This window comes from Shewanella sp. GXUN23E, from assembly GCF_050865035.1.
Taxonomy (GTDB): Bacteria; Pseudomonadota; Gammaproteobacteria; order Enterobacterales; family Shewanellaceae; genus Shewanella.
The window spans coordinates 30,554-57,070 of the sequence record NZ_JBOZWP010000030.1; the positions used below are offsets into that span (position 1 = coordinate 30,554).

At 53.4% G+C, this 26,517-nt stretch carries 19 protein-coding genes; 9 read left to right on the plus strand and 10 right to left on the minus strand.

Annotation, left to right across the window (positions count from 1 at the left end; genetic code table 11):
- Window positions 1–54: 54 nt before the first annotated feature.
- Genes ACRRUX_RS19485 through ACRRUX_RS19510 form a run of 6 tightly spaced genes read right to left on the minus strand, consistent with a single transcriptional unit; the run spans window position 55 to window position 7,258 of the window.
- Window positions 55–1,722: a BatD family protein gene (locus ACRRUX_RS19485; protein ID WP_432533724.1), complete on the minus strand. Its 1,668-nt coding sequence runs from the start codon at window positions 1,720–1,722 to the stop codon at window positions 55–57.
- Complete coding sequence (locus ACRRUX_RS19490; protein WP_432533726.1) at window positions 1,716–3,860, minus strand: VWA domain-containing protein; 2,145 nt, start codon at window positions 3,858–3,860, stop codon at window positions 1,716–1,718. Before ACRRUX_RS19490 ends, ACRRUX_RS19485 begins: the two co-directional genes overlap by 7 nt.
- Complete coding sequence (locus ACRRUX_RS19495) at window positions 3,857–4,867, minus strand: vWA domain-containing protein (protein WP_432533728.1); 1,011 nt, start codon at window positions 4,865–4,867, stop codon at window positions 3,857–3,859. The genes ACRRUX_RS19490 and ACRRUX_RS19495 overlap by 4 nt, the downstream gene beginning before the upstream one ends.
- Window positions 4,861–5,370, minus strand: a complete 510-nt coding sequence (locus tag ACRRUX_RS19500; protein WP_432533730.1) for a DUF4381 domain-containing protein — start codon at window positions 5,368–5,370, stop codon at window positions 4,861–4,863. Before ACRRUX_RS19500 ends, ACRRUX_RS19495 begins: the two co-directional genes overlap by 7 nt.
- Window positions 5,367–6,302, minus strand: coding sequence for a DUF58 domain-containing protein (locus tag ACRRUX_RS19505; protein ID WP_432533732.1), 936 nt, complete (start codon window positions 6,300–6,302; stop codon window positions 5,367–5,369). Before ACRRUX_RS19505 ends, ACRRUX_RS19500 begins: the two co-directional genes overlap by 4 nt.
- Complete coding sequence (locus ACRRUX_RS19510; RefSeq protein WP_432533734.1) at window positions 6,302–7,258, minus strand: AAA family ATPase; 957 nt, start codon at window positions 7,256–7,258, stop codon at window positions 6,302–6,304. Before ACRRUX_RS19510 ends, ACRRUX_RS19505 begins: the two co-directional genes overlap by 1 nt.
- Before the next feature lie 714 nt (window positions 7,259–7,972).
- Here ACRRUX_RS19510 and fadI point away from each other — a divergent pair.
- Entirely contained in the window at window positions 7,973–9,283 is a 1,311-nt protein-coding gene (gene fadI / locus ACRRUX_RS19515; protein ID WP_432533736.1) for an acetyl-CoA C-acyltransferase FadI, read from the plus strand.
- 5 nt (window positions 9,284–9,288) lie between these two features.
- Window positions 9,289–11,418, plus strand: a complete 2,130-nt coding sequence (fadJ, locus tag ACRRUX_RS19520; RefSeq protein WP_432533738.1) for a fatty acid oxidation complex subunit alpha FadJ — start codon at window positions 9,289–9,291, stop codon at window positions 11,416–11,418.
- Between the two features lie 159 nt (window positions 11,419–11,577).
- On the opposite strand, the gene ACRRUX_RS19525 is transcribed toward fadJ, so the two are convergent.
- Window positions 11,578–11,718, minus strand: coding sequence for a hypothetical protein (locus ACRRUX_RS19525; protein ID WP_432533740.1), 141 nt, complete (start codon window positions 11,716–11,718; stop codon window positions 11,578–11,580).
- 45 nt (window positions 11,719–11,763) lie between these two features.
- Between ACRRUX_RS19525 and ACRRUX_RS19530 the strand changes: the two genes are divergently transcribed.
- Window positions 11,764–12,297, plus strand: coding sequence for a hypothetical protein (locus tag ACRRUX_RS19530; protein WP_432533742.1), 534 nt, complete (start codon window positions 11,764–11,766; stop codon window positions 12,295–12,297).
- A gap of 154 nt (window positions 12,298–12,451) precedes the next feature.
- On the opposite strand, the gene ACRRUX_RS19535 is transcribed toward ACRRUX_RS19530, so the two are convergent.
- Window positions 12,452–16,720, minus strand: coding sequence for an EAL domain-containing protein (locus ACRRUX_RS19535; protein ID WP_432533744.1), 4,269 nt, complete (start codon window positions 16,718–16,720; stop codon window positions 12,452–12,454).
- Window positions 16,721–16,953: 233 nt separating this feature from the next.
- Entirely contained in the window at window positions 16,954–19,743 is a 2,790-nt protein-coding gene (locus ACRRUX_RS19540; RefSeq protein WP_432533746.1) for an insulinase family protein, read from the minus strand.
- Window positions 19,744–19,910: 167 nt separating this feature from the next.
- Between ACRRUX_RS19540 and sixA the strand changes: the two genes are divergently transcribed.
- Complete coding sequence (gene sixA / locus ACRRUX_RS19545) at window positions 19,911–20,381, plus strand: phosphohistidine phosphatase SixA (RefSeq protein ID WP_432533748.1); 471 nt, start codon at window positions 19,911–19,913, stop codon at window positions 20,379–20,381.
- Between the two features lie 457 nt (window positions 20,382–20,838).
- Here the strand turns inward: sixA and smrB are convergent, their stop codons facing one another.
- Window positions 20,839–21,369: an endonuclease SmrB gene (gene smrB / locus ACRRUX_RS19550; RefSeq protein WP_432533750.1), complete on the minus strand. Its 531-nt coding sequence runs from the start codon at window positions 21,367–21,369 to the stop codon at window positions 20,839–20,841.
- A gap of 137 nt (window positions 21,370–21,506) precedes the next feature.
- Between smrB and prmB the strand changes: the two genes are divergently transcribed.
- The 5 genes from prmB to ACRRUX_RS19575 all read left to right on the plus strand — a co-directional run bounded on the left by prmB (window position 21,507) and on the right by ACRRUX_RS19575 (window position 26,436).
- Window positions 21,507–22,451 carry a 50S ribosomal protein L3 N(5)-glutamine methyltransferase gene (prmB, locus tag ACRRUX_RS19555; RefSeq protein ID WP_432533752.1) on the plus strand — a complete coding sequence of 315 codons (945 nt, stop codon included), beginning with the start codon at window positions 21,507–21,509 and terminating at the stop codon, window positions 22,449–22,451.
- A 231-nt stretch (window positions 22,452–22,682) separates the two neighbouring features.
- Complete coding sequence (gene aroC, locus ACRRUX_RS19560) at window positions 22,683–23,780, plus strand: chorismate synthase (protein WP_432533754.1); 1,098 nt, start codon at window positions 22,683–22,685, stop codon at window positions 23,778–23,780.
- Entirely contained in the window at window positions 23,777–24,973 is a 1,197-nt protein-coding gene (locus tag ACRRUX_RS19565; RefSeq protein WP_432533756.1) for an MFS transporter, read from the plus strand. Before aroC ends, ACRRUX_RS19565 begins: the two co-directional genes overlap by 4 nt.
- A 27-nt stretch (window positions 24,974–25,000) precedes the next feature.
- On the plus strand, window positions 25,001–26,128 hold the full coding sequence (locus ACRRUX_RS19570; protein WP_432533762.1) for an ATP-NAD kinase family protein: 1,128 nt from the start codon (window positions 25,001–25,003) through the stop codon (window positions 26,126–26,128).
- Window positions 26,129–26,163: 35 nt separating this feature from the next.
- Window positions 26,164–26,436: a YfcL family protein gene (locus ACRRUX_RS19575; protein WP_432533758.1), complete on the plus strand. Its 273-nt coding sequence runs from the start codon at window positions 26,164–26,166 to the stop codon at window positions 26,434–26,436.
- The last annotated feature ends 81 nt before the right edge of the window (window positions 26,437–26,517 follow it).

Genomic DNA, 26,517 nt, shown 5'->3' on the forward strand with positions numbered 1-26,517 from the left:
TAAAAAAACGCCGGCCTGAGCCGACGTTAAATCTATTGAGGGTATCCAGCGCCATTATCCTGGATTCAGCGGTGCCAGCCCCTGAGTATGGTGATTGGTTTTATTCACCTCTATGGCAAGTACGGTATTGAGTACGGCATCAAAATCCGGGGCGCTGGCCTCGCGGCTGTATCCGGCACCCTGCAGCGCATCTATGCTGGCCTGCAGCTCAGGCAACTGGGTGCGGATTTGTGCCAGTGACAGCGATTGCCCCAGCTGCTCACTGACGTATTGCTGCAATGCCGTCAGTGTTTTGGATGCGGAGCGCTCACGGCAGGCCTGCGTCAATGCGGCTTTAGCAGAAGCAGAGTTCTGGCTGCCGCTCGACACTGAGCTGTCGAGAGTCGGCGCCGCCTGACGGGCTGTGCGGCGCCACAGCAGCAAAGTGATCAGCCACAGCAGGGCAAACAGCCCGGTCAGCCAGGGCCAGAATCCGGCGTCGGTGACTGTGGTCTGAGTACCTGCTGCAGGCATTTGTGCCTGCGGTGCGGTGGCTATCGGCGCTTGCTCTGCCGTCTGCGCCGGGGCGGCAGCGACCTCTATAGTCTGTGCCGGCAACAGGGCGTATTCCTGCTTGCGCAGATGCGGATTCCACCAGGGGACTTTGATTTCCGGCAGGGTAAAGGTGCCGGCCTGAGATGGCACCATGGCAATGGTTTGGGTCAGTTTGGCCACCAGTTGACCATTGCGCACGATATTTTCCCGCTGGGCTTTTTCCGGGTATGCCTTGAAGCCATCGGGTACCTGAATATCCAAATCCGCCAGCGCCGTGTCTTCGGCGTTGGAAGCCAGCAGGGTAACCGTGCGGGTGATGGGGGTGCCGACCTGATATTGTTGCTGCTCGCCATAGATATCATGCAGTGACACCAGATCGGCCACCAGCCACTTGCCCTGATAATGAGCCGGTTTGGGCAGCACCTCGACTGTCAGCGGTTCACTGGCGGTCTGCACCATGCGACTGTCGCCAAAGCCAAAACCGAACAGGCTGTCGCGGTTGCCGTTGCCATTCATCACCACATCACCCTGAAAGGTGGCGGGACCTATGTTGAGGACACCTGCATCTGTGGCTGTGATGCCATAGGTGCGTTCAATCACCCGATAGCGTTTGCCATCGACGATCTCCTGTTTGTCCTGATCCTCGCCCAGCTGTTTCAGCTCAGCGCCATTGAGGGTAGGGGCATTGAGTACGCCGCGCTGCAGATCGGCGCCCAGATACAGCTTGACTTTGTACAGCAGCAACTGACCGACATAGACCTCGTTGGCGGACAGTGAGGTATCGATAAACACCAGTTTGGATTGCCCTGCGTCGCTGCCGGCCTTAACCACAGTCAGGCTGATGGGCTGCGATTTGACGCCATCAATGGAGAAGGCGGGAATAGTGAACTTGCCTACCTGCTTGGGGGCGAGCAGAATTTGCCAGCTGGTTTGCTTGCTGGTGTCAAAGTTGACTATCTGGGTGCTGCGCCCGACGCTGGTACGCCCCACCACAAAGTCTTTACCCAGCGCCGAGGTGTCCAGCGCAGAGGCATCCAGATTGTCGTTGGCGGTGACGGTGAGAACAAAGTATTCACCGTCCATCACCGGATTCTTGTCGACCGAGGCGTCCACTTTGGTGACGGCTGCCAGCGCCGACAGGGGCGTCAGCAGCATCAACAGAAACAAAAAAATCGCTTTTCTTACCACTGTTCAGTGTCCTTTGGTTGTTCGCCTCTCATACGGCGTTTCTGGTACTCAAGTAACATTTTGTTGCGCAGCAAGACCTGAGGATCGTCGGTTACTGCGCGCAGGGCCCGCTGCATCTCTTCCGGCAGTGGCTCAGCCGACAGCTCAGACGGTGCTATGCTGCCGCTGTCGCCCTGTGTGGGTTCCCCCATCTCCTGCTGCAGTCGTGCAGCTGCACCGGCGTCTGTTTGCTGGTCCTTTTGCTCGGCGTTATCGCCTGCCTGACTGCCTGATTGGGTCGATGAGTCAACCTGCGCCTGCATGCTGGCGTCGTTGTCAGGCTTATCGCTCTGCGGCTCCTGGTTCTGCTGACCCTGTTGGTTCTGCTGATCCTGCTGGTTCTGCTGATCCTGCTGGTTCTGCTGACCCTGCTGGTTTTGCTGACTCTGTTGGTTTTGCTGACCCTGCTGGTTCTGCTGGTTCTGCTGGTTCTGCTGGTTCTGCTGACCCTGCTGGTTCTGCTGGTTCTGCTGGTTCTGCTGGTTCTGCTGGTCCTGCTGGTTTTGCTGGTCCTGCTGGTTTTGCTGGTCCTGCTGGTCCTGCTGGTCCTGCTGGTTTTGCTGGTCCTGCTGGTTTTGCTGGTCCTGCTGGTTTTGCTGACCCTGTTGGTCCTGCTGACTCTGTTGGTTCTGCTGATCCTGTTGGTTCTGCTGCCCTTGCTGGTTCTGCTGGTTCTGCTGGTTCTGCTGGTTCTGCTGATCCTGTTGGTTTTGCTGACCCTGCTGGTTTTGCTTATCCTGCTGCTCTTGCTGTTTCTTCAGCTGTTTGGCCAGCTCAAGATTGGCTTTAGCATCGCTGAGCTCAGGATCCTGTTTAAGCGCCGCTTCATAACTATTAATCGCTTCATCCAACTGCCCCAGTTGCATCTGGGCGTTGCCCTGATTGAACAAGCCTGTGGCGGATTTATCCCGCTGAAACTCGGCCAGCGCCTGTTCATACTCGCCGGCTTTGTAGTGGGCACTGCCACGCCAGTTACTGTCTTCAAACAGATTGGCAGCATGCTGATAAGCCTGATTATCGAAGGCGGATTGTCCCTGTTGATTGGGGGTTTGCCACAAATCCTGCCACCAGTCAGCGGCATGGGCACTTTGTGGCTGGCCTATCATCAACAGGCCCACGCAAGCCAGGATGCCAGTGCGAAAACTCAGCAGCACAGGAATCAACAGCAGCAGCGCCAGGTAAGGCCCCAAATCCTGCCATTGCTCCCCTTTGATGTCGGTATCTTTGGCCTGACCTGCACCTTTATCCAACCAGGACAGTAGAGTCGGTACCCCGGAGCCATCCGGATTGAAGGGCACCATGATGCCACCGGTGGCACTGGCCAGTTGTCCCAACAGGCCAAAATCGGTTTTGGCGACGACCACATCACCGGCGTTGTCACGCTGCAGCTGGCCATCCGGCAGGCGTATCGGCGCGCCCTGGGCAGTGCCCATGGCCAGGATGGCGAGGCGATAGTCAGTGTCTTTTAGTTGTGACAGGCTGTCATCATACTGAGCCGGACTGATGCCATCGGTCAGCAGAATAATATCCCCGTGCTGATGACCACTTTGTGCCAGCAACTGTTTGGCAAGGCTGATGGCCGAGCCGGGATTTGAGCCCTGCACCGGCATAATATCCGGACTCAGAGTCGGCAGCAGATTCAGCAGAGTTTGCCTGTCTGTGGTCATGGGGCTGATGGTAAAGGCGTCACCGGCATAGGCGATAAGCGCGGTTTCCCCATCTTTCAGGCCATTAATCAAATCAGTTGCGCGGAATTTCTCCTGGGTCAGGCGGTTGGGCGCCAGATCGGTGGCATACAGGGATCTGGACACATCCAGCACTATGACCCGCCCCTGGGCGCTGGAGAACACCGGTAACGGCTGCTTGTTGATCGCCGGGCCAGCCAGCGCCAGAGTGCCGATAAGCCAAATCAGGGGCAGCAGCGTCAGGCGGTGAGTGCGTGTCTTTCCACCCGGCGTCAGCAGCACCTGGGTTAAATGGGGGGCGATATAAGATTGCCACGCAGAGCGCCGGGCTTTGGTTTTCCACAGCCAGGCCAGCAGCAATGCCAGTGGCACCAGTGCCAGCAGCCATTCAGGACGAATAATGTGCAGGCTCATGATGACTTCCTCCCCCACGACTTGCGGTTCATCGCCGGCAGCGACAATACCCCTGCCTGAGACAGCGCCAGCCCCATGCTGATCAGCAGCGCCAGCGTCAGTGGCCAGTAAAACAGTTCGGATTTGGGGCGATAGCTTTGCTCATCCCGGCTGACCGGTTGCAACTTGTTAATCTCCTCATAAATCTGCTGCAGTTCCTGGGGATCGCGGGCACGGAAATACTGACCATGGGTAATATTGGCAATATCCTGCAGGGTTGATTCATCCAGATCGCTTGACGGGTTGACCCGGCGACTGCCGAAAAATCCCCTTTGTTCCATGACTTCAGCGCCCACGCCTATGGTGTAGATGGTGACGCCCCGCTCGGCGGCGATTTCCGCGGCCTGGATAGGTTCGATATTACCGGCGTTGTTGCTGCCGTCGGTCAGCAGTACCAGTACCCGGTTACTGTCCTTGACCTGCTCGAAACGTTTGACCGCCAGACCTATGGCTTCGCCAATGGCGGTTTGTTTGCCCACCAGACCAATTTGCGCCTCGCGCATGTATTGCGCCACCGAGCGGCGATCGGCGGTCAGTGGGGTCTGCAGGTATGCGTGATCGGCAAACAGAATAAGCCCGAGGCGATCGCCTTTACGCTGATCAATAAAGTCACTGACCACCTGTTGCACCACAGAAAATCTGTCCAGCGTGCGTCCGCCGATGGCCATATCCTCAATCTGCATACTGCCGGAGAGATCCACTGCCACCATCAGATCCCGCCCCTTGGTGGGAATATCAATCGGTTCACCCAGCCATTGGGGACGGGCGCAGGCCAGAACCAGTGCCGCCCACATCAACAGATAAAACCAGCGATTCACTCCGGGCTTCACCTTCAGCGTGCTGGTACTGGTTTGGGCAATGCCCGGCATATTCAGTTCACCACCGCTTTGTTGTTGCTGTTGTTTGTTACGGATAAACAGCGGCAGAGGCAGCAATAACAGCAGCCATGGCCATGCAAGACTCAACATGATTTGGCCTCCGGCATGCTGGCGCTGGGGAGCTTATCCAGGATCCGCAGCGCAAGTTGTTTAAGCGCGTTAGCCTGATCACTGCTCAGTGGCTGTGGCGCAAAACGATTCCCCAGCAGCACAGATAACTCCTGCCGCTCAGCTTCGGGCAGTGTGTGACTGAGCATTGCCAGCCAGCTGGCATCATCCAGCCCAGCCACGGCATTGCGCGGCAGATAGCTGAGTGCGGTACGTTTGAGCAGGGTGTTGACCTGCTGAGCGTAGTCGTTTGATGTCATATCAAGTCCAGCAAGCAAGTGTTTTGCCTGCCGACAGGCGGCCAGATGGGTCTGACGTCTGCGATACAGCCAAAACAGTGCCAGCAAAATCACAATAATCAGCGCCAGCAGCAGGTAATAACCCGGTGCCAGCGGCCACAGGCCAATTTCCTGCGGCAGGTGGATATCTTTGAGTTGTGCCAACGCCGGATTGGCGGGCACATTCGCAGCAGAAGTTGCTGTCATGAACGTAACAGCTCCAGTTGTTGTGTCAGGGTTTGACCTGCATCGATCAGACGGGTCCGCACCCGCAATCTGTCCATCATATTGAGGAACTGAGCCTGCTGTTGCTGCTGGCTTAGCAGCCACTGCTCGTACTGACTGCGGTTGAGCAGACGCTCGGTATCGCCATCACGCACCGGCAGGCTGAATTCGTTGGGCAAATTCAGGGTTCCCTGACGCAAGGGGTCAGTGATTACAAAGGCGCCAATATCGCAGTGACGCTTAAGATCACTCAGGGGACCCTGGCAGTCGGCGGTAAAACCTGAGCCGTCGGAAATGATCCACACCAGTGAGCCGGGTTTGGCAATGCGGGCCAGTCGCTGACAGGCCGCCGTCATATGACCTTCATTGCGTTTGCCGGTTTTAAAATGCTGCAGCTGCTGCTGATGAATGGCACAAATGCCGGAAATCAGCTGCAGAATTCCGGTCTGACGACTCTTGGGTTTGAGTTCCAGCTGCCCGGATTCACTGGCAATCAAGGCTCCAATGCGGTCACCGTGACTGATGGCGCTCCAGCCGAGAGTCACTGCCAGATGGGCGGCCTGCACCGACTGCAGCAGCAGGGTTGAACCAAAGTACAGGCTGTAGCTTAGATCCAGCAGCAAGATGATGGGACGCTCGCGCTCTTCAACAAACAGCTTGGTATGGGCCTTGCCGGTGCGGGCGGTGACCCGCCAGTCAATGGTGCGCACATCATCACCATTCTGGTAATGGCGCACTTCGGCAAACTCCATGCCCCTGCCCTTGATATTGCTGGCTCTGTGACCTGCCAATGCCGCTTTGGCGCGGGTGTGCCGATCCGGTATGGCCCTGGCCTGACCCTGACAGGCCAGCAATTCGGCTTCTGTCAGGTGCCAGCCATCGGCAAACAGGGGTAATTCAGTGGCTTTGTTCATCAGGGGACGGCAACCAGACTCAGAATGTGATTAATCACCTGATCCCGGCTGACGCCCTGTGCCTGGGCGTGGTAGCTCAGCAGCAGGCGGTGACGCAGGACGTTGGGGGTCACGGCCTGAATATCTTCCGGCGTGACATAGTCCCGCTCATGCAGCCAGGCGCGGGCTCGGGCGCAGCGCTCCAGCGATTGCGTCGCCCGCGGGCTGACACCATACTCCAGCCAGCTGGCCAGTTCAGGGCTGTAATTGGCCGGTTGCCGGGTCGCCATGATGATATCGACTATGTACTGCTCGAGGGTTTCAGCCAGATAGATCTCCAGCGCCGCGGTGCGGGCGGAGAAAATCTCCTGCTGAGAGATAGGCTCGATACGGGTCACTTCGGTATGCAGCGCTTCGTTGCGCGACAGCCGCAGGATCTCCAGCTCAGTAGCGGCACTGGGATAATCCAGGTTCAGGTGCATCAAAAAACGGTCCAGCTGCGCTTCGGGCAGCGGGTAAGTGCCTTCATTTTCCAGCGGGTTCTGGGTGGCCATCACCAGAAACAGCTCAGGCAACCTGTAGCTGTTCTTGCCCACAGTCACCTGACCTTCGGCCATGGCTTCCAGCAGGGCTGACTGTACTTTGGCCGGCGCGCGGTTAATCTCATCGGCGAGGATCAGATTGTGGAAAATCGGACCGGACTCAAACTCGAAGGTGCCGGTCTGGGCACGATAGATGTCTGTGCCGGTCAAATCAGCAGGTAGCAGATCCGGGGTGAACTGAATACGGTGAAAATCCCCTTCGATGGCATCACACAACGCTTTTACCGCACGGGTTTTGGCCAGACCCGGTGGACCTTCGACCAGCAGGTGACCATCGGCAATGAGGGCAATGAGCAGATTTTCTGTCAGTGCAGGTTGCCCGAGAATTAACTGATCAAGGTAACTTCTCAGGGAATGAAATCGACTTAACGGCATGGCTACACTCAATTTGTTCAATGTGAATGAAACAGAAAATGGCAAACATCTCAGATTGATGGCTCAGTGTTGTGCTGAGCGGTCGTGGGCGCATTGTCGGCCATCCAGCGGCTTTTGCATGACTGAGCAGAGGCGTCACTGCAGTGACATTCTCCGATCATCATCCGGTTAATTACCGCCTTCTGCTTGGTCAACCGACATCTCGGCTTTCCGCCAGTCAGCCTTATGCATGGCAATTACCGACCGCAATAATGCATCGAAAGCCTGTAACGCCGGGCAAATGTCTCACTGGCTATCGCATTTTACCGATACACCAAACCCATAGCGCCAACACCCACAATAGACTGCCATTTCCTGAAGAAGTTTCAAGGGAGCCATTCACTTATGGACAGAAATTAATTCCGCCAATGGGTTGCTGGGCGAGCCGGCGATAAGCGTAACTGCGGGTGGGTACTGGCCGTCGCAATAGTGTTTGAACCTGCGGATTGCCGGTGCAAAATGCCTGACGGCAACCGTTTTACAGCAAAATACAAACAGGTGTTTAAAACTTGGCGGCAAGAAGTTAGAATCGGATCACACTTCTATTGGTCTGACCTGTTGGTGTTTTCTCTGAAATGGGCATTGAAGCGTCGTTTTCAGGGAAACAGGGACGGTTTTAACGCATGACAATTTAGCCGTGGCAAGCCATGACCCGGCAAGGAATAAGGATGACAAATGAGTGACAGACAAGAATTAGTCAACCGCCGAGGCGAGAGGATAGCCATAGTTGCCGGGCTGCGAACGCCCTTTGCCAAACAGGCGACGGCATTTCACGGGGTATCGGCGCTGGAGATGGGCGCCATGGTGGTCAATGAACTGATTGCCCGTGCCGAGCTGGACCCTAAGCTGATTCAACAGTTGGTGTATGGCCAGGTGGTGCAGATGCCAGCCGCGCCCAATATCGCCCGGGAAATTGTGCTGACTACAGGGATGGATGTCGCCACCGATGCTTACAGTGTCACCCGCGCCTGTGCCACCAGTTTTCAATCGACTGTGAATATTGCCGAGTCCATTATGGCCGGCAACATTGATATCGGTATGGCCGGCGGCGCAGATTCCTCTTCTGTGCTGCCCATTGGTGTCTCCAAAAAGCTGGCGCGGGCGCTGGTGGATTTGACCAAGGCCAGAAGCTTTGGTCAGAAGCTGGCAATTTTCCGCCGTCTGGGTCTCAAAGATCTGTTGCCGGTTCCCCCCGCAGTCGCGGAATACACCACTGGCCTGTCGATGGGCCAGACAGCTGAGCAGATGGCCAAGACCCATGGCATCAGCCGCGCCGATCAGGATGCACTGGCACACCGCTCCCATACTTTGGCAACCCAAACCTGGGCGTCCGGAGTGCTGCGTGATGAGGTGATGGTGGCTCATGTGCCGCCTTACAAGTCCTTCATCGATGAAGACAACAATATCCGTAAAGATTCCGAACTGGCCTCCTATGCCAAACTCAAGCCGGTATTTGACCGCAGACACGGCACAGTGACCGCCGCCAATGCCACGCCGCTCACCGACGGTGCGTCGGCGGTGATCCTGATGAGTGAGGGCAAGGCCAAGGCACTGGGTTATCAGCCTATTGGTTATATCAAGAGTTATGCGTTCTCCGCCATTGATGTGTGGGAAGACATGCTGATGGGACCTTCTTATGCCACGCCTCTGGCACTGGCCCGTGCCGGTATGGAGCTGGAAGATCTGACGCTGATTGAAATGCATGAAGCCTTTGCCGCCCAGGCGCTGGCGAATATGAAGATGTTTGGATCGAAGAAGTTTGCCGAGGAAAAGCTGGGACGCAACCGCGCCATTGGCGAAATCGATATGGACAAGTTCAACGTGCTCGGCGGCTCGCTGGCCTACGGTCACCCGTTTGCGGCCACAGGTACGCGGCTGATCACTCAGGTGTGTAACGAACTGAAACGCCGCGGTGGCGGAATTGGATTGACCACGGCCTGCGCGGCCGGTGGTTTGGGTGCTGCAATGATAGTGGAAGTGGAGTGATCGTCATGGAAAAGACTTTTAACCTCAAGCGCCGTGAAGATGGTATTGCGCTGCTGGTGATGGATGTTCCCGGCGAGACCATGAACACCCTCAAAGCTGAATTTGCCGAAGAAGTTACTCAGGTGCTCAATGAAATCCAGTCTGACAGTGCCATCAAAGGGCTGGTGCTGATTTCCGGCAAGCCGGATTCCTTTGTCGCCGGCGCTGATATCGGCATGCTGGATGCCTGTAAAACGGCGGAGGATGCCAGAACATTGTCCAGCCAGGGTCATCAGGTATTTGCCCAACTGGAAGGCCTGAATATCCCGGTGGTGGCTGCCATTCACGGTGCCTGTCTGGGCGGTGGCCTGGAGCTGGCCATGGCTTGTCATCAAAGGGTGTGCAGTGACGATGGCAAGACCATGCTGGGCCTGCCGGAAGTGCAGCTGGGGCTGCTGCCCGGGGGCGGCGGCACCCAGCGTCTGCCACGTTTGGTAGGGGTCACCACGGCGCTGGATATGATGCTGACCGGCAAGCAAATTCGTCCCAAACAGGCGCTGAAAATGGGGCTGGTGGATGACATGGTGCCAGCCTCGATCCTTGAGCAAACTGCGATTGAGATGGCTCTCAAGGGTAAATTAAGCCGAGTTAAGCCCAAGCAGCCATTGATGAACCGGGTGCTGGAAAGCAACGGTGTGGGTCGCAACATCATTTTTGATCAGGCGGCCAAGCAGGTGATGAAGAAAACTCAGGGTAATTACCCTGCACCTGCCAAAATCATCGACTGCGTGCGTCAGGGCATGGATAAGGGCATGCAAAAAGGGCTGGAAGTGGAAGCCCGTCATTTTGCCGAGCTGGTGATGACCCCTGAATCGGCGGCGATGCGCGCGGTGTTTTTCGCCATCACGGAAATGAAAAAGGAAACCGGGGCAGGGGACACCAAACCCGCGAAGGTGAAAAAGGCGGTGGTGCTGGGTGGCGGTTTGATGGGCGGTGGTATTGCCTCAGTGACCACCACCAAGGCCAAAATTCCGGTGCGGGTGAAGGATATCAATGAGAAGGGCTTATCCAATGCGCTGTCTTATGCCTATAAATTGCTGGATACCCGGGTGAAGCGCCGCCATATGCGGGCGACTGAGCGGGATCAGCTGATGGCACTGATGACCACCACCACGGATTATCGTGGCGTGAAAGATGCCGACATAGTGGTTGAAGCAGTATTTGAAGATCTCGCGCTCAAGCACCAGATGGTTAAAGACATTGAGCGTGAGTGTGGCCCGGATACCATTTTTGCCTCTAACACCTCGTCGTTGCCAATCACCCAGATCGCCCAGGCGGCTGAGCGCCCTGAGAATGTGATTGGTCTGCATTACTTCTCGCCCGTGGATAAAATGCCGCTGGTGGAAGTGATTGCTCACGCCGGCACGTCCCCACAGACCATTGCCACTACAGTGGCATTCGCCAAGAAGCAGGGCAAAACCCCGATAGTGGTGCAGGACTGCGCCGGTTTTTATGTGAACCGCATCCTGGCACTGTATATGAACGAAGCGGCGCAGGTGCTGCTGGAAGGTCAGTCGGTGGAAAATCTGGATAAAGCGCTGGTGAAGTTCGGCTTTCCGGTGGGGCCCATCACTTTGCTGGACGAAGTGGGCATAGATGTTGGTGCCAAAATTTCCCCCATTCTGGAGAAGGAACTGGGCAGTCGCTTTGTTGCGCCCGCTGCGTTCGACAAATTAATGGCGGATGACCGTAAGGGCCGCAAGAACGGTAAGGGATTCTACCTCTATGGCGATAAGGCGCCGAAGAAGGGCAAGAAGGTGGATGAGACCGTGTATTCTGTGCTGGGTATTACTCCTTCCGGCGCACTGGATCACAATCAGATCTCCCGTCGCTGTATCGTGCAGATGCTCAATGAGGCGGCCCGTTGTCTGGAAGAGGGGATTATCGCATCGCCACGGGATGGCGATATCGGTGCGCTGTTTGGCATTGGCTTCCCACCTTTCCTCGGAGGACCGTTCCGCTATATGGACACCCTTGGCAGCAAACGCCTGGTGGAGATGCTGGAAAGCTATCAGCAGCAATTCGGTGATCGATTTGCACCTTGCGAGTTGCTGAAAAAGATGGCTGCAGAGGACGGTAGCTTCTTTCCGGTCTGAGGAAGATAGCGGTTGAAATCCAATAAAAAAGCGGCCAGTTAATGCCGCTTTTTTATTTGGGGAAGCGGAATATTCCGCTGTCGATATTGTGGGTCACCACCTGTACTCCGGCAGACAGTGGCGGCGGGGAGGGCTGCTCCCCGCGACCGACCACTCTGCTCATCCCCACCAACCTTTGGCCGGGATCACTTCCAGGGTATTAAGCCCTTCTGGCAGCTGAACTTTTTTACGGTCACACTTAACCATATTCTTGTTCAGTTGCTTTTCCTGCTTGAGCGCTTTAACGATTAATTTAAACATACTGCACCTCGTCGGTATTGTTTATTGGTCAGGAGATCAGGCAACTTGCTGCTCGGTGAACTTGATACGTGGACCCCAACCGGCGGTCTGTTCAACGAACTTGATACGTGGGCCCCAACCGGCAGTCTGTTCAACGAACTTGATGCGTGGACCCCAACCGGCAGTCTGTTCAACGAACTTGATGCGTGGACCCCAACCGGCAGTTTGTTCAACGAACTTGATGCGTGGACCCCAACCGGCGGTCTGCTCAACGAACTTGATACGTGGACCCCAACCGGCAGTCTGTTCAACGAACTTGATACGTGGACCCCAACCGGCGGTCTGCTCAACGAACTTGATACGTGGACCCCAACCGGCAGTCTGTTCAACGAACTTGATGCGTGGGCCCCAACCGGCGGTCTGCTCAACGAACTTGATGCGTGGGCCCCATCCGGCGGTCTGCTCAACGAACTTGATGCGAGGACCCCAACCCGCAGTTTCAGTTGCGTCGCTTTGAGCAAAGGTAAAGGCTCCCACTACACCTACAACAGCGGCCACAGCGAGGGTTACGGAAGCTTTGGTAAATTTTTTCATTTCTAATCTCTCTTAGTTTCAATTGGTTAATGATTTATTTGACACCGAGAGATGTTATTCAAATGCTGTGCCAATGTTTTGAATGTGTTGGTGTGTGGTGGTAAAAACAACAGGCCTCACTGTAAGATGAGGCCTGTGGCAAATAAGTGTGCGGGTTTAATCAGCTGACGGCAGACTGTTTCACTTTGGCCTGCTGCTCCAACAGCAAAGTGAATTCATGTTCCGGCAGCGCTTTGCTGTAAAGGAATCCCTGAATTTCTTCACAGTTCAACGCTTTAAGCAATGACAGTTGGGCTGCCAGTTCCACCCCTTCACCGACCACGGAAAGCCCCATGTTGTGGGCGATGGTAATGATGGAGTCCACCATTTTTAAATCCCTGTCAGACTTATCGATATCGTCGACGAAAGCCTTGTCAATTTTCAGGGTATTGATAGGGAATCGCTTCAGGTAGGAGAGTGACGAATACCCGGTGCCAAAGTCATCCAGCGCCAGACTGACGCCCATTTTACTGAGTTGCTGCATCACCTTGATGGCTTTTTCAGGTTGCTTTATTACCGTGCCCTCAGTGATTTCCAGCTCGAGGTTGGCAGCAGGTAACCGGGTCAGTTGTAAAATTGACTCGATCCGCTGCTGCAGATCCGGCAGGGCAAACTGGTGCGACGATAAATTGACAGCAACCCGGCCACTGAATAGTCCCTGCTCGCGCCAGCTCTGTGCCGCAAAGCAGGCTTTTTTCAACACCAGATCACCAATTTCAACAATCAGTCCATTCTCTTCTGCCAACGGAATGAACTCCCCGGGGGAGATCAGGCCTTTCTCCGGGTGCGCCAGTCTGACCAAGGCTTCCATACCTGTCAGACGGTTTGATTTGATGTCGTATTTGGGCTGATAATGCACCTGAAAATAGTCTTTGCGCAGGCCTTCGCGGATCAGATTTTCAATTTCCAGCTGGCGAATGGCATTCTTGTTGAGTGATTCTGAATAAAACTGATATCTGTTGCCGCCTGCGGATTTGGCGTGATACATGGCGATATCGGCTTTTCGCAGCAGCGCCTGTTCATTCTGCTCATCTTCCGGATAGAGCACTATGCCTATGCTCAGACCTATGACCAGCTTCTCTCCGCCGATATCAAAAGGTGTGGCAAAACTTTCGATGATTCGGGAGGCAATGGTCGCACCTGAGCCGATATCAGGTAACTTGTCTTCGAGAATGGCAAATTCATCCCCACCCAGACGATAGAGACCTGTGTGTCTGGGGATGGATTGCTCCAGCCTTCTGGCAACTAGCACCAGCAATTCATCACCTACCTGATGGCCGAGTGAATCATTGATTTTTTTAAAGTTATCCAGGTCTATGACCATCAGAGTGTGATGACTGTCTTTCTTGACCAGGTTACTCAGCGTGACCTGCATGTTCGAGCGGTTGGGCAGGCCGGTAAGCACATCATTATTGGTCAGTTTTCTCAGCTCTTCTTCCTGATTTTTCCGGCGGGTAATGTCTGAAAATACGCCGACATAATGGGAGATAACTCCGGCTTCACCATAAATGGCATCCACGGTGAGCTCCATCAGGAAGCGGCTGTTGTCCCCCCTGCTGGCCTCGACATCGCTGTGCCAGCGACCGTGCTTATTGAGGAGTTGTTTGACTTGTTTTGAATAATTTTCCGGATATAGCTCGAAATTCAACTCCGCGCCGATAAACTCTTCCCGCGGGCGGTGGGATAGTTGGCAGCAGGCTTCGTTGACGGCGACAAATCTGAAATTGTCGTCGAGAATAAACATCCCTTCAGACATGTTGCGAATTGCGCGCTCAAACAGCTTCAATTGTTCTTCGGTTTGTTTGAAGTTACTGATGTTCTTGATAGTACCGGTCATTCGCACGGCGCGATCCTGCTCGTCACGCTCGACAATTTTGGCTCGGTCGAGGATCCATATCCAGGCACCACTTTTGCCTCTGACCCGGTAGGCGGCTTCAAAGTGCTCTGTTTCTCCCTTGAAGTGACTGTTCAGCGCATCTCTGACCCGCTCCTGATCCAATGGATGAATGTTACTTTCTTCGCCGGGCTCGCCCGAGCGCTGGCCATCTTTGGGAAAGTCCAGTGAGCCCCAGATATTGGAGCGGTAGATTTGTCCCGATTCGATATCCCAGTCCCACATTTCATCGCCGCTGCCCCATAACGACAGCTTGAGGCGCTCTTCACTCTGAACAATCTTTTTTTGCACTTCCCGCCGTCTGAAAATGGCTTTGGCGATGGCAGAGAGGAAAAGGAAGGCGATCAGTAAGTACACCATCTTGGCTTGTATTGATAACCACCATGGCGGTGTAACATTAATATTGATGGATTTGGTCTGGCCTTGTTTTTTGGACAGATTATCAATTGCGTAAACATTCAGCGTGTAATTACCGGGAGACAGATTGGTATAAGTCGCTGCGTTGATATCCACGGCTTTGACATAGTTTTCAGACAGCCCATCAAGCTGGTAGAAGATACTGACGTCCTGACTGCGTGGAGAGCTGAATGTCAGGGTAAAAGGATAATCGGAGTATTTGAGGTTCAGGGTTCTTAAATGATTCAGTGTCAATGGTAAATAACTGCTGCCAACCACTTCCGTCTGGTTGAATATCTTCAGTTCTTCCAGGCTTATTCCCGGTGCTGCTTCATCATCAAGCACTCTGTTGAGGGTATCAAAGGAGAGTATTGATAAACCATCAACACTGCCGAGGATAATGGCATTGGGCAGGGCAACAATGGATTGCAGATTATACTCATCTTTGCTGCCATAAGATTTGTTCAGCGATAGTAGTTGTTTGTTGCCTGTATCATAAACCAATACTTCTTTATCAGATGACAGGTATAAAATATCGGCTTTTGAGGTGATCGAGTAAATAGGTTTGTTATTGATGAACACATCTTCGATTTTATTTGATACTTTATTGAAACGGGATAACCCGCTGTTGCTGCCGAAGTAGATGTAATTTCCCTGTTCATAAAGTGACGTAACGAATTTACTCAGCACCGTACTGGTCTTGTTGTCATCAAATGTATACAGTCCACCTTGAGTCGCAATCCATAGAGTGTTATCCGGGGTATCTGTCACCAGCAGATCAAATATCGGGAAACCGTTAGGGTCGATGGTATGAACGCGTGAGATTCCGGTGCTCAGATCCAGGGTAGTGATGGTGCCGTTGTCAGATCCCAGGTAGATAGTGTGGTCATCGCCGGTAATGCTCCAGTAATTGCCTTCCAGGACCAGTTTGCAGGTGGAATGTTGCAAATCGACTTCAAAGAGGCCTTGCTGAGAGCTCAAATAAATATAATTGCCGACTATCCAAAGCTTCTTGTGGCCATCAAATCCAAGATGAATGGTGTCGGTGATTTGCAGGTTGTCATTGAGGACAAACAGTTTCTCTGAGCCATCTGATATTAAAATGTTGCCGCCGTCGGTTCTCTTGATATCCCAGATATAGGAGTCAAATAACTCAGAGTCGGCCAGAATGTTCATCTTGTCTGATGTGGCATAGTAACCGCGGTTAAATGTAGTGATATAAGTGGTACTGTCGATGGTCTTGATGGAGGAAATATCAGTGCTCTGGATTGGCAGGCTGCCAAGATATTCTACAGAGGTATCAGGAAATATCCGGTATAGTTTATTGTTATTGATGCCGACAAGATTGTTATCGACCGTGGTTTGTGACAGATAATCCAGATTAATATCCAGTTCAATACGTTCCAAACCACTGATAAGCAGAGTGTCGTTATTTCTGGTTGCGATGAGCAGGTCAGTCAGTACCGCAATGTCTTTGATATTGTCGAGTGTTTGGGGGGTGGCGGGTGAGGAAATAATCAGTTTGGTGTCATAGGTCAGGACATAAATATAACTGCCGATTTTTTTTACATCTTTTATTTCGATACTCTGATTGCTGTATATTTCATCAATAGTGTTGAAGGCGTCATCCAGTACGTAAACTGAGCTGGTGGTGCTTATCAGTATTTTGTCACTGACCTCTGAGATTGATGAAATCGACTGGTTGTTGAGATGGCTTATTTTGCCGGGGGTATAGAATTTGTCTCTGGTACTGTCATAAATGACCAATCCATTGTCTGTACCAATAAATACCCTGCCTTTGCTGTCGGTAAATAGTCGCCTGATAAATGAACTGGGTAACTCACTGCCATCTTCTGCAAAATAGTGCCTGAACTTCTGCCCGTTGTACTTGTTAAGACCATTCAGCGTGCCGGCCCAGACATAACCATCGTGATCCTCTGTGATGGACGAGACCGCAATCTGCGATAGTCCCTGCTCCAGCCCATAGGATTTGGCATTCAGTTTGATGGGGTAGGGGCTTGAGGTAAGAGCAAACACACCGCGGGGAACAAGGAGTGAGATGAGGCTGAGCAGTATTATTATGGCTGTTCTGTTCGGCATTATGGGCGACTTATTCGTGTAGGTGTTAAGTTCTTAAAATGTTGCAATCTCTAACTTTTTCAGAACGTTCGCCATTTGTCAAAGGTTGCAATCCGGTATCAGTTCAGTCTGTGTACGCGAAACGGGACAATTACACCTGAATTTGCTGATTAACCAGCCAATGGAGGGAGCCCATCAGCTGATTATGACTTGCCGATGGGCAGTTTTCTGAGAAATGTCGATGCAGAGAAACGTTACATGCTGAATTTGTTCGCCTGATTTTTGAACTGTCTGAGGTCGGTGATCAGAGTACCGTGTTGCAGCTGTTGCTGTCCCCCCGGCTGATCGCCACAGTTATAAATTACCAGTCTGTCAGCGTGCTTGGTTCGCAGATGAGCCATATTGAATTCGATCAGATCGGAGCGACTTATCTGGCTGATTTGAGCGACCACCTGTTCTCTTTGGTTAAAGCTGTAATCTTTGTTGCCTATGCTGGCCCAATATCGCTGGCTGCGGGTCTTTTGATTGGCATCATGCTCCATAACCTGTTGGATCAGACCGCGTTTGGTATCTTCCCATTGGTCAGTGGTAATTTGCATCACCGCATAGTTAAAGTCGGCGATAAACTCGTCAATGGCCTGCAACAGGGTCAGGGGACCTGCGCTGGGTGATTGGATGTAGAAGATCATCCCCGGATGACGGTGCAGCGGCAGATAACCGGTTCCCACCATATAACCCAACTGCTTCTGGGTTCTCAGCTCGTGGAAAAATGAGGAAGACATGGTGTGGTTCAGCAAACTGAATAATGCCATTTCCCGGGCTTCGGTCGATGCTGACTGGTAATACACAATAATGCCACTGTCGGGATGTGGAATATTCAATTCTCTGAGCAGGGTTCCCCGGCCGGACATATCAACCAATTGACGTTCGGATTCCTCACTGGGAGAAGAGACCAGCGACAGGATCAGATTGAGTCTGTGGGCCAGCTGTCTGGCTTCGGATTCAAGCCAGTCGCCGTATACCAATCCCTCAAGATGGATCCTTTCATAAAATGCCCGCACATGTTCATGCAGATCATCCAAAGTGACATCTTCCAGCTGCTCAGCCAGTCTGGCCGGTTCATAACTGCGCCGCTGCAGCGTGACTGTCAGGCTGGTGAACAGTTGTGAGATAGGTTTGGCACGCCCCGCGTTGTACCAGGCCTGCAATAGTTGACGCTTGGTTGCCTGAAATCGGGAGGGGGAGAAATTTCTTTCTCTGGCTTTGTCTATGATGAGCGCCAGCAGTTTTTCCTGATTACCGGTAAGACCCGACAAATGCAATGTCAAACCACCCTGATGGGGATAAATGGTGTAGTTCAGACCGGCAACTTCGGCGTTATAGGTGTACTCGGTCAGATAGTCCTGCAGCATTTCAACATACAGACGCGTCAGCGCGGCCTCTCTGGGGGTAGAGCTGGCTTTTTCTGAATCGAGGGACAGATACAGATGACCTTTGGGTACCTGAAATTCATCATCTTTCTTGTGCCATATCCGGTAGCCTTTGCCTTCGGCTACGATTATTGGAACCGGCGACTCACTGCCTCCGGGCCGAGCCTGCGGATTGCTGACGATAAAAGGGTTCGCCTGTGGCAATGCCAGGTCACGGATGCAAACCGGGTGCTGCCACTGCTGCAGTCGCGCGGGGTCGATAGGCCTTGATAGATAAGGCGTGTGATACCATTTTGCCTGTTTGTCGGTGTCAAGCTCAGGGGCAATCAGCTGCAGCCGCATATTGGATGGCGTCATATATTGCAGCAGCGCCAGACATTCATCCCTGTCCAGTCCATCCATCCGATAATCGCCATAGATGGTGTCTGCCGCCTCATAATGTTGCATGTTGATGCTCAAATGGCTGGCCAAATCCATTGGTTTTATTGGTTCCTGAAACCGGAAAGCCACCTCCAGCAGGCTGGCCCGCTCGTTGTAACGCCAGTCCTGTAGTCCGTGCTCCCGCACCAATTGGATAAAGGCGAAACAGGCTTCCGTCAAATGGTCAATTTGCGCCAGACCAGCGTCTGTCAATTGAACGCTGATGTTGTAATCTTTAAAGTTGTAACCATTGATCCCACCACCGGCAGACAAAGCCGTCGCCCAGCCCTGTTCCTTAAAGTAATGCAGCAGGCTTCCCTGTGATTCATTGCCAAGCAAATGACTGATAAACGTCAGGGGTTTGGAACGATAGTAACTGTCTATTCCGGGCAGTGCGAAGCTGATGGTCAGCCGTTTTTGCTCTTTCAGCGGAACGATCAGGACTTCACGGGTAAGCTCTTCATGTTGGTACAGAGGCTCAGCAGGGTAGCATTTGATGAGCTGCTTGTTTTTAATGTCGTCAAAATATTGACGTGATAGTTGCTCCAAGGTATCCAGGGGCAGTGGGGCAACCAGGCACAAAGTCATCAGGTTGGCGCTGTAATGAGTATCATAAAATTGCAGCAACTCATTGCGTAGCTGGGTTTTATCTCCTCCCAGAGTGATTTGATTCCCCACTGAAAACTTTGAAAAAGGATGAGCCTGATTGACGGTTTCTTTGTGGACCTGATAAACCCTGCGAATGTCGTCCTTCAGCTTCATGCTGTACTCGGCGTCAATTGCTTGACGCTCCCTGTCTACCAGATCGAGATTAAAGCAAGGGGCGACAAAAAATTGACTGAAACGCTCCAGGGACGCTTCAAAGGCGTCCGCATCCAGACTGTAGAAAAAATTGGTGTGTTCCGTTCCTGTCCAGGCGTTGTTATTGCCGCCATGGCGGTTAATAAAAGCGTGATACTCAGCGGGATCGGGAAACTGCTCTGTGCCCAGAAACAGCATGTGCTCGAGGAAATGCGCCATGCCCGGACGGTCCAGAGGATCATCAAAGTGACCGACATTCACTGCCATTGATGCGGCGGCCTGCTGCGATTGCTCATCCTGAACCAGCAATACTCTCAGGGCATTGGGTAACGTCAGATAACGGTATTGGCGGTTGTCATTGGGACTGGAAATGAGCGCTGATTGAGAAGACAAGAGCCGGCTCCTTTGGAATAGTCAGCTTATATATTGAGACCAGTCGCGACGTTTGGCAAACAAACTGGACATGCTCGACTAAAGATTTAGCCTCGAGCGGTTTTTACCGCCGATAAATGGGGATACAATTGCGCAAAAAGCAAAAACAATCCTGAAGCGAGACAATAATGCAGCTGTTTCTAATGAGGCATGGTGAAGCCAGCTTCGATGCGTTGTCAGACCGAGAGCGTGTACTGACTGATTTGGGTCGTTACCAAACCCGCCAGATGGCCAATTGGTTGACCGGTCGTGTTGCTGCATTTGATTTGGTACTGGTCAGTCCTTATCTGCGTGCTCAGCAAAGTTGGCAGGAGGCGGCCAGTCAATTTCCCCAGCCACGCAAGCTTATGATGTTGGATGAACTGGTGCCAAATGCTGATCCGGCTAAAGCTGCGTCTCTTATCCAGGCTTACGCCATGCATTGCAAAGCCGATAAAGTGCTGGTGGTTTCTCATATGCCGCTGCTGGGATATCTGGTCAGCGATATTGTCAGAGGCATAGAGCCGCCTTTGTTTGCTACCTCGGCCATCAGCATGATAGACGTGCATGGTGAGCGTGCCAGTTTGGGCTGGCTCGAAGCGCCGCACACTATTGGCTAACGTCCAAAGGCCAAATAAATAAAGGCTAAAGGCGCAGTAGACACGTCGCTGCATCATTCAGTCGGGGCGGGGGCTGGTATAGTCGGATTAGTTCTGTCTGCGGGCTATCTCTGCTCTTTGCGCATGTCTGAAAACTCTTGGGCCAAACAGCCTGGAGGGGGTGGTCATCTGCAGGACGATTGCCGCAAGGGAATCGCAGCAAGTGAGTTGTTGTTATGACCCAAAGCAAAGAAGCGCCAATGGCGCTTTTGCTTTTATATGACTGAAAGCCGGCGACGCATTCTGTTGCTGGTCATTAAATGACCACCCAAAATGCCCATTAAAAATACCCGCTTAAGCTCAGCAGACGGGTTTGCGCGGCAACCGTTGAGCGTTATCTTGCTGATGTTGCTCTATTCCCGTCACCAATAACGCTGGTGTGTTATCTGTCTGCCAGCATAATAGCGCCAGAACAGCATCATCGGCGATGGGGCTCATCGCCGATATCCACCAGCACCAGCACCGCAGCATCGCCGCCCCATTCTTTGGGCGCCTGATGGAAGGCTTTCACTTTGGGATGTTGGGCCAGCCACATAGGGGTTTGCTGTTTAAGAATACCGCTGCCATAGCCATGCATCACGCAGCAGCACTGAATGTTCTCTTTCACACAGGCATGAATTAATGCCGCCAGTTCCAGCTTGGCTTCACTTTGCCGGTAGCCATGCAGATCCAGTAGTAAATCCGGTACATAGTCACCGCGGCGCAGTCGCTTTAGCTCAAAACTGTCACAGTCCGGTCGCATCCAGCGCATTGGCCCTTCGACGGGCAACAGCGGTTGGTAAGTGTCTGAAAAGTAACTGTCAGCTTCGATGGTCACCAGCTTTTCCACCAGTTTAACTTTGTCTTTTAGCGGCGTGCCAAAGTGCTGCCTGTCCTGCGCAAGCGGTTTGACATCAGCGAAGATGTCCGCGAAGGAGTCGTTGGTTTGATGAGGGTTTTTAGTATTCATGGCGCCATTTTACCTTAAACTCGCCATTTATGTGAGTTATCAGGTCAGCAAAAGCCACTGCCGGGCGGGAAATGTTTGCTGTCGTTTGTAGCCTCTCATCAGTTACAATGGCGGTAAATTGATTGCAGGAGTCTGTTTTGGACAAGATCTTTGTAGATGAAGCCGTTACTGAGCTGAAAACCATTGGCGATATGCTGCGCTGGGCGGTCAGTCGCTTCAACGATGCGGGTATTTATTATGGTCATGGTACCGACAATGCGTGGGATGAAGCCGTGGCTTTGGTGCTGCATGCCCTGCATTTGCCTGATGAACTGGGACAGCAGGTGATCCATGCCAATCTGACCAGCAGCGAAAAGCACAAGATTGTTGAGATGATTTTGCGTCGTGTGCGTGAGCGGGTGCCCGTGCCTTACCTGACCAATGTGGCTTATTTCTGTGGTCTGCAGTTTTATGTGGACGAAAGGGTATTGGTACCAAGATCGCCCATCGGCGAGATGATCCAAAGCGGTTTTGCGCCCTGGCTGTATAACAAGCCGGTGAAACGTATTCTGGATTTGTGTACCGGCAGTGCCTGTATCGCCATCGCCTGTGCCTATGAGTTTGAAGATGCCGAAGTGGATGCGCTGGATATCAGCGAAGATGCTCTGGATGTGGCGCAGATTAACGTCGAGAACCTGGGGGTCATGGACAGGGTGTTCCCGATGCAATCGGATCTGTTCAGCGCGCTTCCCAAAGGCCCACAGTATGATCTGATTGTTTCCAATCCTCCTTATGTGGATCAGGAAGATATCGATGATATGCCCAATGAGTATCATCATGAGCCGGCAATCGGTCTGGCATCAGGCCGTGACGGCCTGGACATTACCAAGCGCATTCTGGCCAATGCTGCCGACTACCTGACTGAAGAGGGCGTACTGGTGGTGGAAGTGGGTAACTCCATGGTGCACCTGATGGAACAGTTCCCTGAAGTGCCATTTACCTGGGTGAACTTTGAAAATGGGGGTGACGGGGTGTTTATTCTGACCCGTGATCAGCTGCTTGAAAATGAATCACTGTTCGCCATCTATAAGGATAGGGAATAATCACTCTGTCAGATGAGGGCTGCTTGCAGCCCTCTTTTCCCTGCGGCTTACTGCGGCATTTGATGCTTTGTGGTGTGGCTCAGTGTCACTCCATGTGAATGAGTGCGATTGAGTGCTTCTTGGCTTAGTACAGCACAACAGGCTGCAGCGAAAAGGTAAACGACTGAAAATAATATTACTCTGAGAAACCCTAACTCTGAGAAAACCTAGCATAAGAGGAAGAGAAAACGGATGTCGGGAAACAGCATAGGTCAGAATTTCGTGGTGACCACCTTTGGTGAAAGCCATGGTGTGGCGCTGGGCTGCATCATAGATGGTTGCCCGCCGGGGCTGGAGTTATCTGAGCAGGACATGCAGCAGGATCTGGACCGTCGTCGCCCGGGTACCTCAAGATACACCACCGCCAGGCGCGAAGCCGATGAGGTCCGAATTCTCTCCGGGGTGTTTGAAGGTAAAACCACAGGTACCTCCATTGGTCTGCTGATTGAAAACACAGATCAGCGCAGTCAGGATTACTCCAATATCAAAGAGCTGTTCCGTCCCGGGCATGCTGATTATACCTATCAGCAAAAATATGGTCTGCGGGATTACCGCGGCGGCGGCCGTTCCTCTGCCCGGGAAACTGCTATGCGGGTGGCGGCCGGCGCAGTGGCCAAAAAGTACTTAAGTCAGGTGCATGGTATTGAAATCTACGGTTTTCTGTCGCAGCTTGGCCCCATCTCGGCCGACCATATCGATGTTGCGCAAATTGAGCAGAACCCGTTTTTCTTCCCCGATGCCAGCAAGCTTGAAGCGCTCGATGAGTATATGCGCGAGCTGAAAAAATCCGGTGACTCCATTGGCGCCAAGGTGTCAGTGGTCGCAACCAATGTGCCTGTGGGGCTTGGTGAGCCGGTATTTGACCGGTTGGATGCCGATATTGCCCACGCACTGATGGGTATCAATGCCGTCAAAGGCGTGGAGATCGGTGATGGTTTTGCTGTGGTGAACCAGAAGGGCTCAGCGCACAGAGATCTGATGACGCCTGCCGGATTTGAGTCCAATCACGCCGGCGGTATTCTCGGTGGTATCTCTTCCGGTCAGCCGATCGTCGCCCATATGGCGCTTAAGCCTACCTCCAGCATCAGTGTGCCGGGGGGGAGTATCAATGTTCGCGGTGAATCTGCCGAGGTGGTGACCAAAGGCCGCCATGATCCCTGTGTGGGGATCCGCGCCGTGCCGATTGCTGAGGCCATGCTGGCGATTGTGCTGATGGATCATCTGCTGCGTCACCGCGCCCAGAATCAGGGCGTCAACAGCGGCACACCGGTACTGGGAATGCGTAAATGACCCAGGCTTTACCCAGTGAAACCCTTCAGGCGCGGCAGTTGTTCTGGCTCAGCGCCTGTTACTTCTTCTTTTATTCTATTCTCGGTGTGATGGTGCCCTACCTGGGCGTATTTTTTGAAAGTCGCGGCTTTAATCCCCAGGAAATCGGGATCTTGCTGGCGATTGTGATGGGTACCCGCATCATAGCGCCCAATGTTTGGGCCAGGGTGGCTGACCGCACCGGCATGCGGGTCGAGCTGGTGAAAATCGGCGCCGCTGCCGCCGCGGTCACTTACACCAGTTTCTTTTTTGAAGGCAGTCTGTTGTATCTGGCGGCCAGTCTGGTGGTGTACACCTTTTTCTGGAATGCCATTCTGGCCCAGCTGGAGGTGGTGACCCTGGATACCCTGGGCAACAATCCCCAGCGCTACGGCGCTATTCGCAGTTGGGGCAGTGTCGGCTATATCTGCCTGGTAGTCGGTGGCGGCTTTGCCATTGAGTACTTTGGTGCCGGCATAGTGCCGTATCTGGGGATGATATTGTTTCTGGGGATGCTGGCCTGCGCCATGCCGCTGCGCGCCGAGCGACAACAGCAGGCTGAGCGCTCTGAATCGTCAGGCAAGATCTGGACACCAGCGATCTTCTGGTTCCTGCTGTCGGCCCTGCTGCTACAAATGAGCGCCGGACCTTTCTATGGTTTCTTTGTGCTTTATCTCAAGCAGGCCGGTTACAGCGAATCGCTGGCCGGGATCATGGTGGCTCTGGGCGTCATGGCGGAGATTGGCATGTTTATGCTGGCACCGCGTCTTTTGCGCCGCTATGGTGTGATGCCGCTGATGGCCATCAGCATTCTGCTGACCGCCATACGCTGGTTGATGATGGCTTTTGGCGTCCAGCATTTGTGGATTATTGCCCTCAGCCAGTTGCTGCATGCCTTTACCTTTGGTCTGGTGCATGCCGCCTCCATTCAGTTTGTGTATCAGCATTTTGACAAGCGTCATCAAAGTCAGGGGCAGGCGCTGTACGCCAGTCTGGGGTTTGGTCTGGGCGGCGCGGTGGGGATCTGGGTATGCGGCTATATCTGGGGCGATGGCAGCGGTGCCACCTGGACCTGGATATTTGCCGCAGGCTGCGCATTGCTGTCTATGCTGGCGGTATGCTTTATCCCCAGAGAACCCAGACTGCAACGCAGTACCCTGCCAGTCCACGGCTGATGCAATCACTGTTCAGGGAATGAGATGATGGACCGACGTTTTCAACTGGGACTATTGATTAATCCGCTGGCCGGACTGGGCGGCAGTGTCGCCCTTAAAGGCAGCGATGGTGTAGCGCAGCTGGCACTGGCAAAGGGAGCGATACCCAGAGCGCAGGCGCGTATGCGCAGTGCGCTGGAGGTACTCCTGCCGTTTAAAGAACGCATAGAGATCCACACCGGCAGTGGCCTGTTGGGGGAAACCCTGGCGCGGGAAATGGGCTTTGAAACTCAGGTGTGGCACCAAAGTGCACAGCCGAGCTCGCAGGCGGACACTCAGGCTCTGGCCAGGGCACTTGCACAGGAGGTCAAGCCGGATCTGCTGCTGTTTGCCGGTGGCGATGGCACTGCCAGAGACATTCTGAGCATAGTAGATACCACCTTGCCGGTATTGGGCGTGCCTGCCGGGGTGAAAATCCATTCAGGGGTGTATGCCATAACCCCGCTGGCAGCCGGGTTAGTCGTCAGAATGCTGCTGCAGGGCGAGCTGGTCAGCCTGATGAGTGCCGATGTCATGGACATTGACGAAGTGGCGTTTCGCCAGGGCACTGTGCGCGCCCGCCGTTTCGGTGAAATGCGGGTGCCGGCTGAACCTCGATATGTGCAGGCGGTGAAAATGGGCGGCCGTGAAGTCGATGAACTGGTGCTGGCTGATATTGCCGCCGATGTGATTGAGCAGATGGAGGATGAGCTGTTCATCATGGGTTCGGGCAGCACTGTGGCGGCCATTATGGATGAACTTGGGCTGGACAACACCCTGCTGGGTGTCGATTTAGTGCAAGACCGACAACTGCTGGCGAGCGATTTGACTGCCGCCCAGTTGCTGGAAAAAACCGAGGGAGAACCGCTCAAGCTGGTGATCACCCTGATCGGCGGTCAGGGGCATATTCTGGGGCGGGGGAATCAGCAGTTATCGCCAGAGCTTATCCGCCGGGTTGGCAAAGACAATATTGTTCTGGTCGCTACCAAAACCAAACTTAAAGCACTTGAAGGTCGGCCGCTGATCGTGGATAGTGGCGACCCTCAACTGGATCAGGAACTGTGTGGTTATTATCGGGTAACGACCGGGTTCCATGATTATGTAATGTATCAGGTTGCCAGTCCTGCGCTGGTGTGACCCACAGTGAAGATTTCAAGCAAGACGGAGACATCATGTTAGAGAAGTACGAACAGACACTGGATAACTGGATTGAGTCCATTGTGGCCAGTGGTGATGACGATGCCCTGTTTGCCAGCGGTTATCTGCAGGGCCACTTTGCGGTGGTACTGGCTGAGATGGAAAGTGAAGGCAGTACAGATTTGGTGTCATTGGATGAGAAGATGACTGCCTGTTTGAGTCAGGCGACCCGCGAGCTGGAAGATCCTGACTATCGTCTGGTGGCCAGCGCCTGGCAGGAGTTGCGCAGCGCCATCGCTGCCTGTTAAGGGGCCATCAACAGTCCGCATTGACTGATCTTACAGGGAGCCACTCGGCTCCCTGTTGCTTTTACCCAATCCACCCGGTTT

Coding starts and splice junctions, on each gene's coding strand:
- ACRRUX_RS19490 (WP_432533726.1), bottom strand. CDS start 3,860: ATGAGCCTGCACATTATTCGTCCTGAATGGCTGCTGGCACTGGTGCCA.
- ACRRUX_RS19495 (WP_432533728.1), bottom strand. CDS start 4,867: ATGTTGAGTCTTGCATGGCCATGGCTGCTGTTATTGCTGCCTCTGCCG.
- ACRRUX_RS19500 (WP_432533730.1), bottom strand. CDS start 5,370: ATGACAGCAACTTCTGCTGCGAATGTGCCCGCCAATCCGGCGTTGGCA.
- ACRRUX_RS19505 (WP_432533732.1), bottom strand. CDS start 6,302: ATGAACAAAGCCACTGAATTACCCCTGTTTGCCGATGGCTGGCACCTG.
- ACRRUX_RS19510 (WP_432533734.1), bottom strand. CDS start 7,258: ATGCCGTTAAGTCGATTTCATTCCCTGAGAAGTTACCTTGATCAGTTA.
- fadI (WP_432533736.1), top strand. CDS start 7,973: ATGAGTGACAGACAAGAATTAGTCAACCGCCGAGGCGAGAGGATAGCC.
- fadJ (WP_432533738.1), top strand. CDS start 9,289: ATGGAAAAGACTTTTAACCTCAAGCGCCGTGAAGATGGTATTGCGCTG.
- ACRRUX_RS19525 (WP_432533740.1), bottom strand. CDS start 11,718: ATGTTTAAATTAATCGTTAAAGCGCTCAAGCAGGAAAAGCAACTGAAC.
- ACRRUX_RS19535 (WP_432533744.1), bottom strand. CDS start 16,720: ATGCCGAACAGAACAGCCATAATAATACTGCTCAGCCTCATCTCACTC.
- sixA (WP_432533748.1), top strand. CDS start 19,911: ATGCAGCTGTTTCTAATGAGGCATGGTGAAGCCAGCTTCGATGCGTTG.
- smrB (WP_432533750.1), bottom strand. CDS start 21,369: ATGAATACTAAAAACCCTCATCAAACCAACGACTCCTTCGCGGACATC.
- aroC (WP_432533754.1), top strand. CDS start 22,683: ATGTCGGGAAACAGCATAGGTCAGAATTTCGTGGTGACCACCTTTGGT.
- ACRRUX_RS19565 (WP_432533756.1), top strand. CDS start 23,777: ATGACCCAGGCTTTACCCAGTGAAACCCTTCAGGCGCGGCAGTTGTTC.
- ACRRUX_RS19570 (WP_432533762.1), top strand. CDS start 25,001: ATGGACCGACGTTTTCAACTGGGACTATTGATTAATCCGCTGGCCGGA.
- ACRRUX_RS19575 (WP_432533758.1), top strand. CDS start 26,164: ATGTTAGAGAAGTACGAACAGACACTGGATAACTGGATTGAGTCCATT.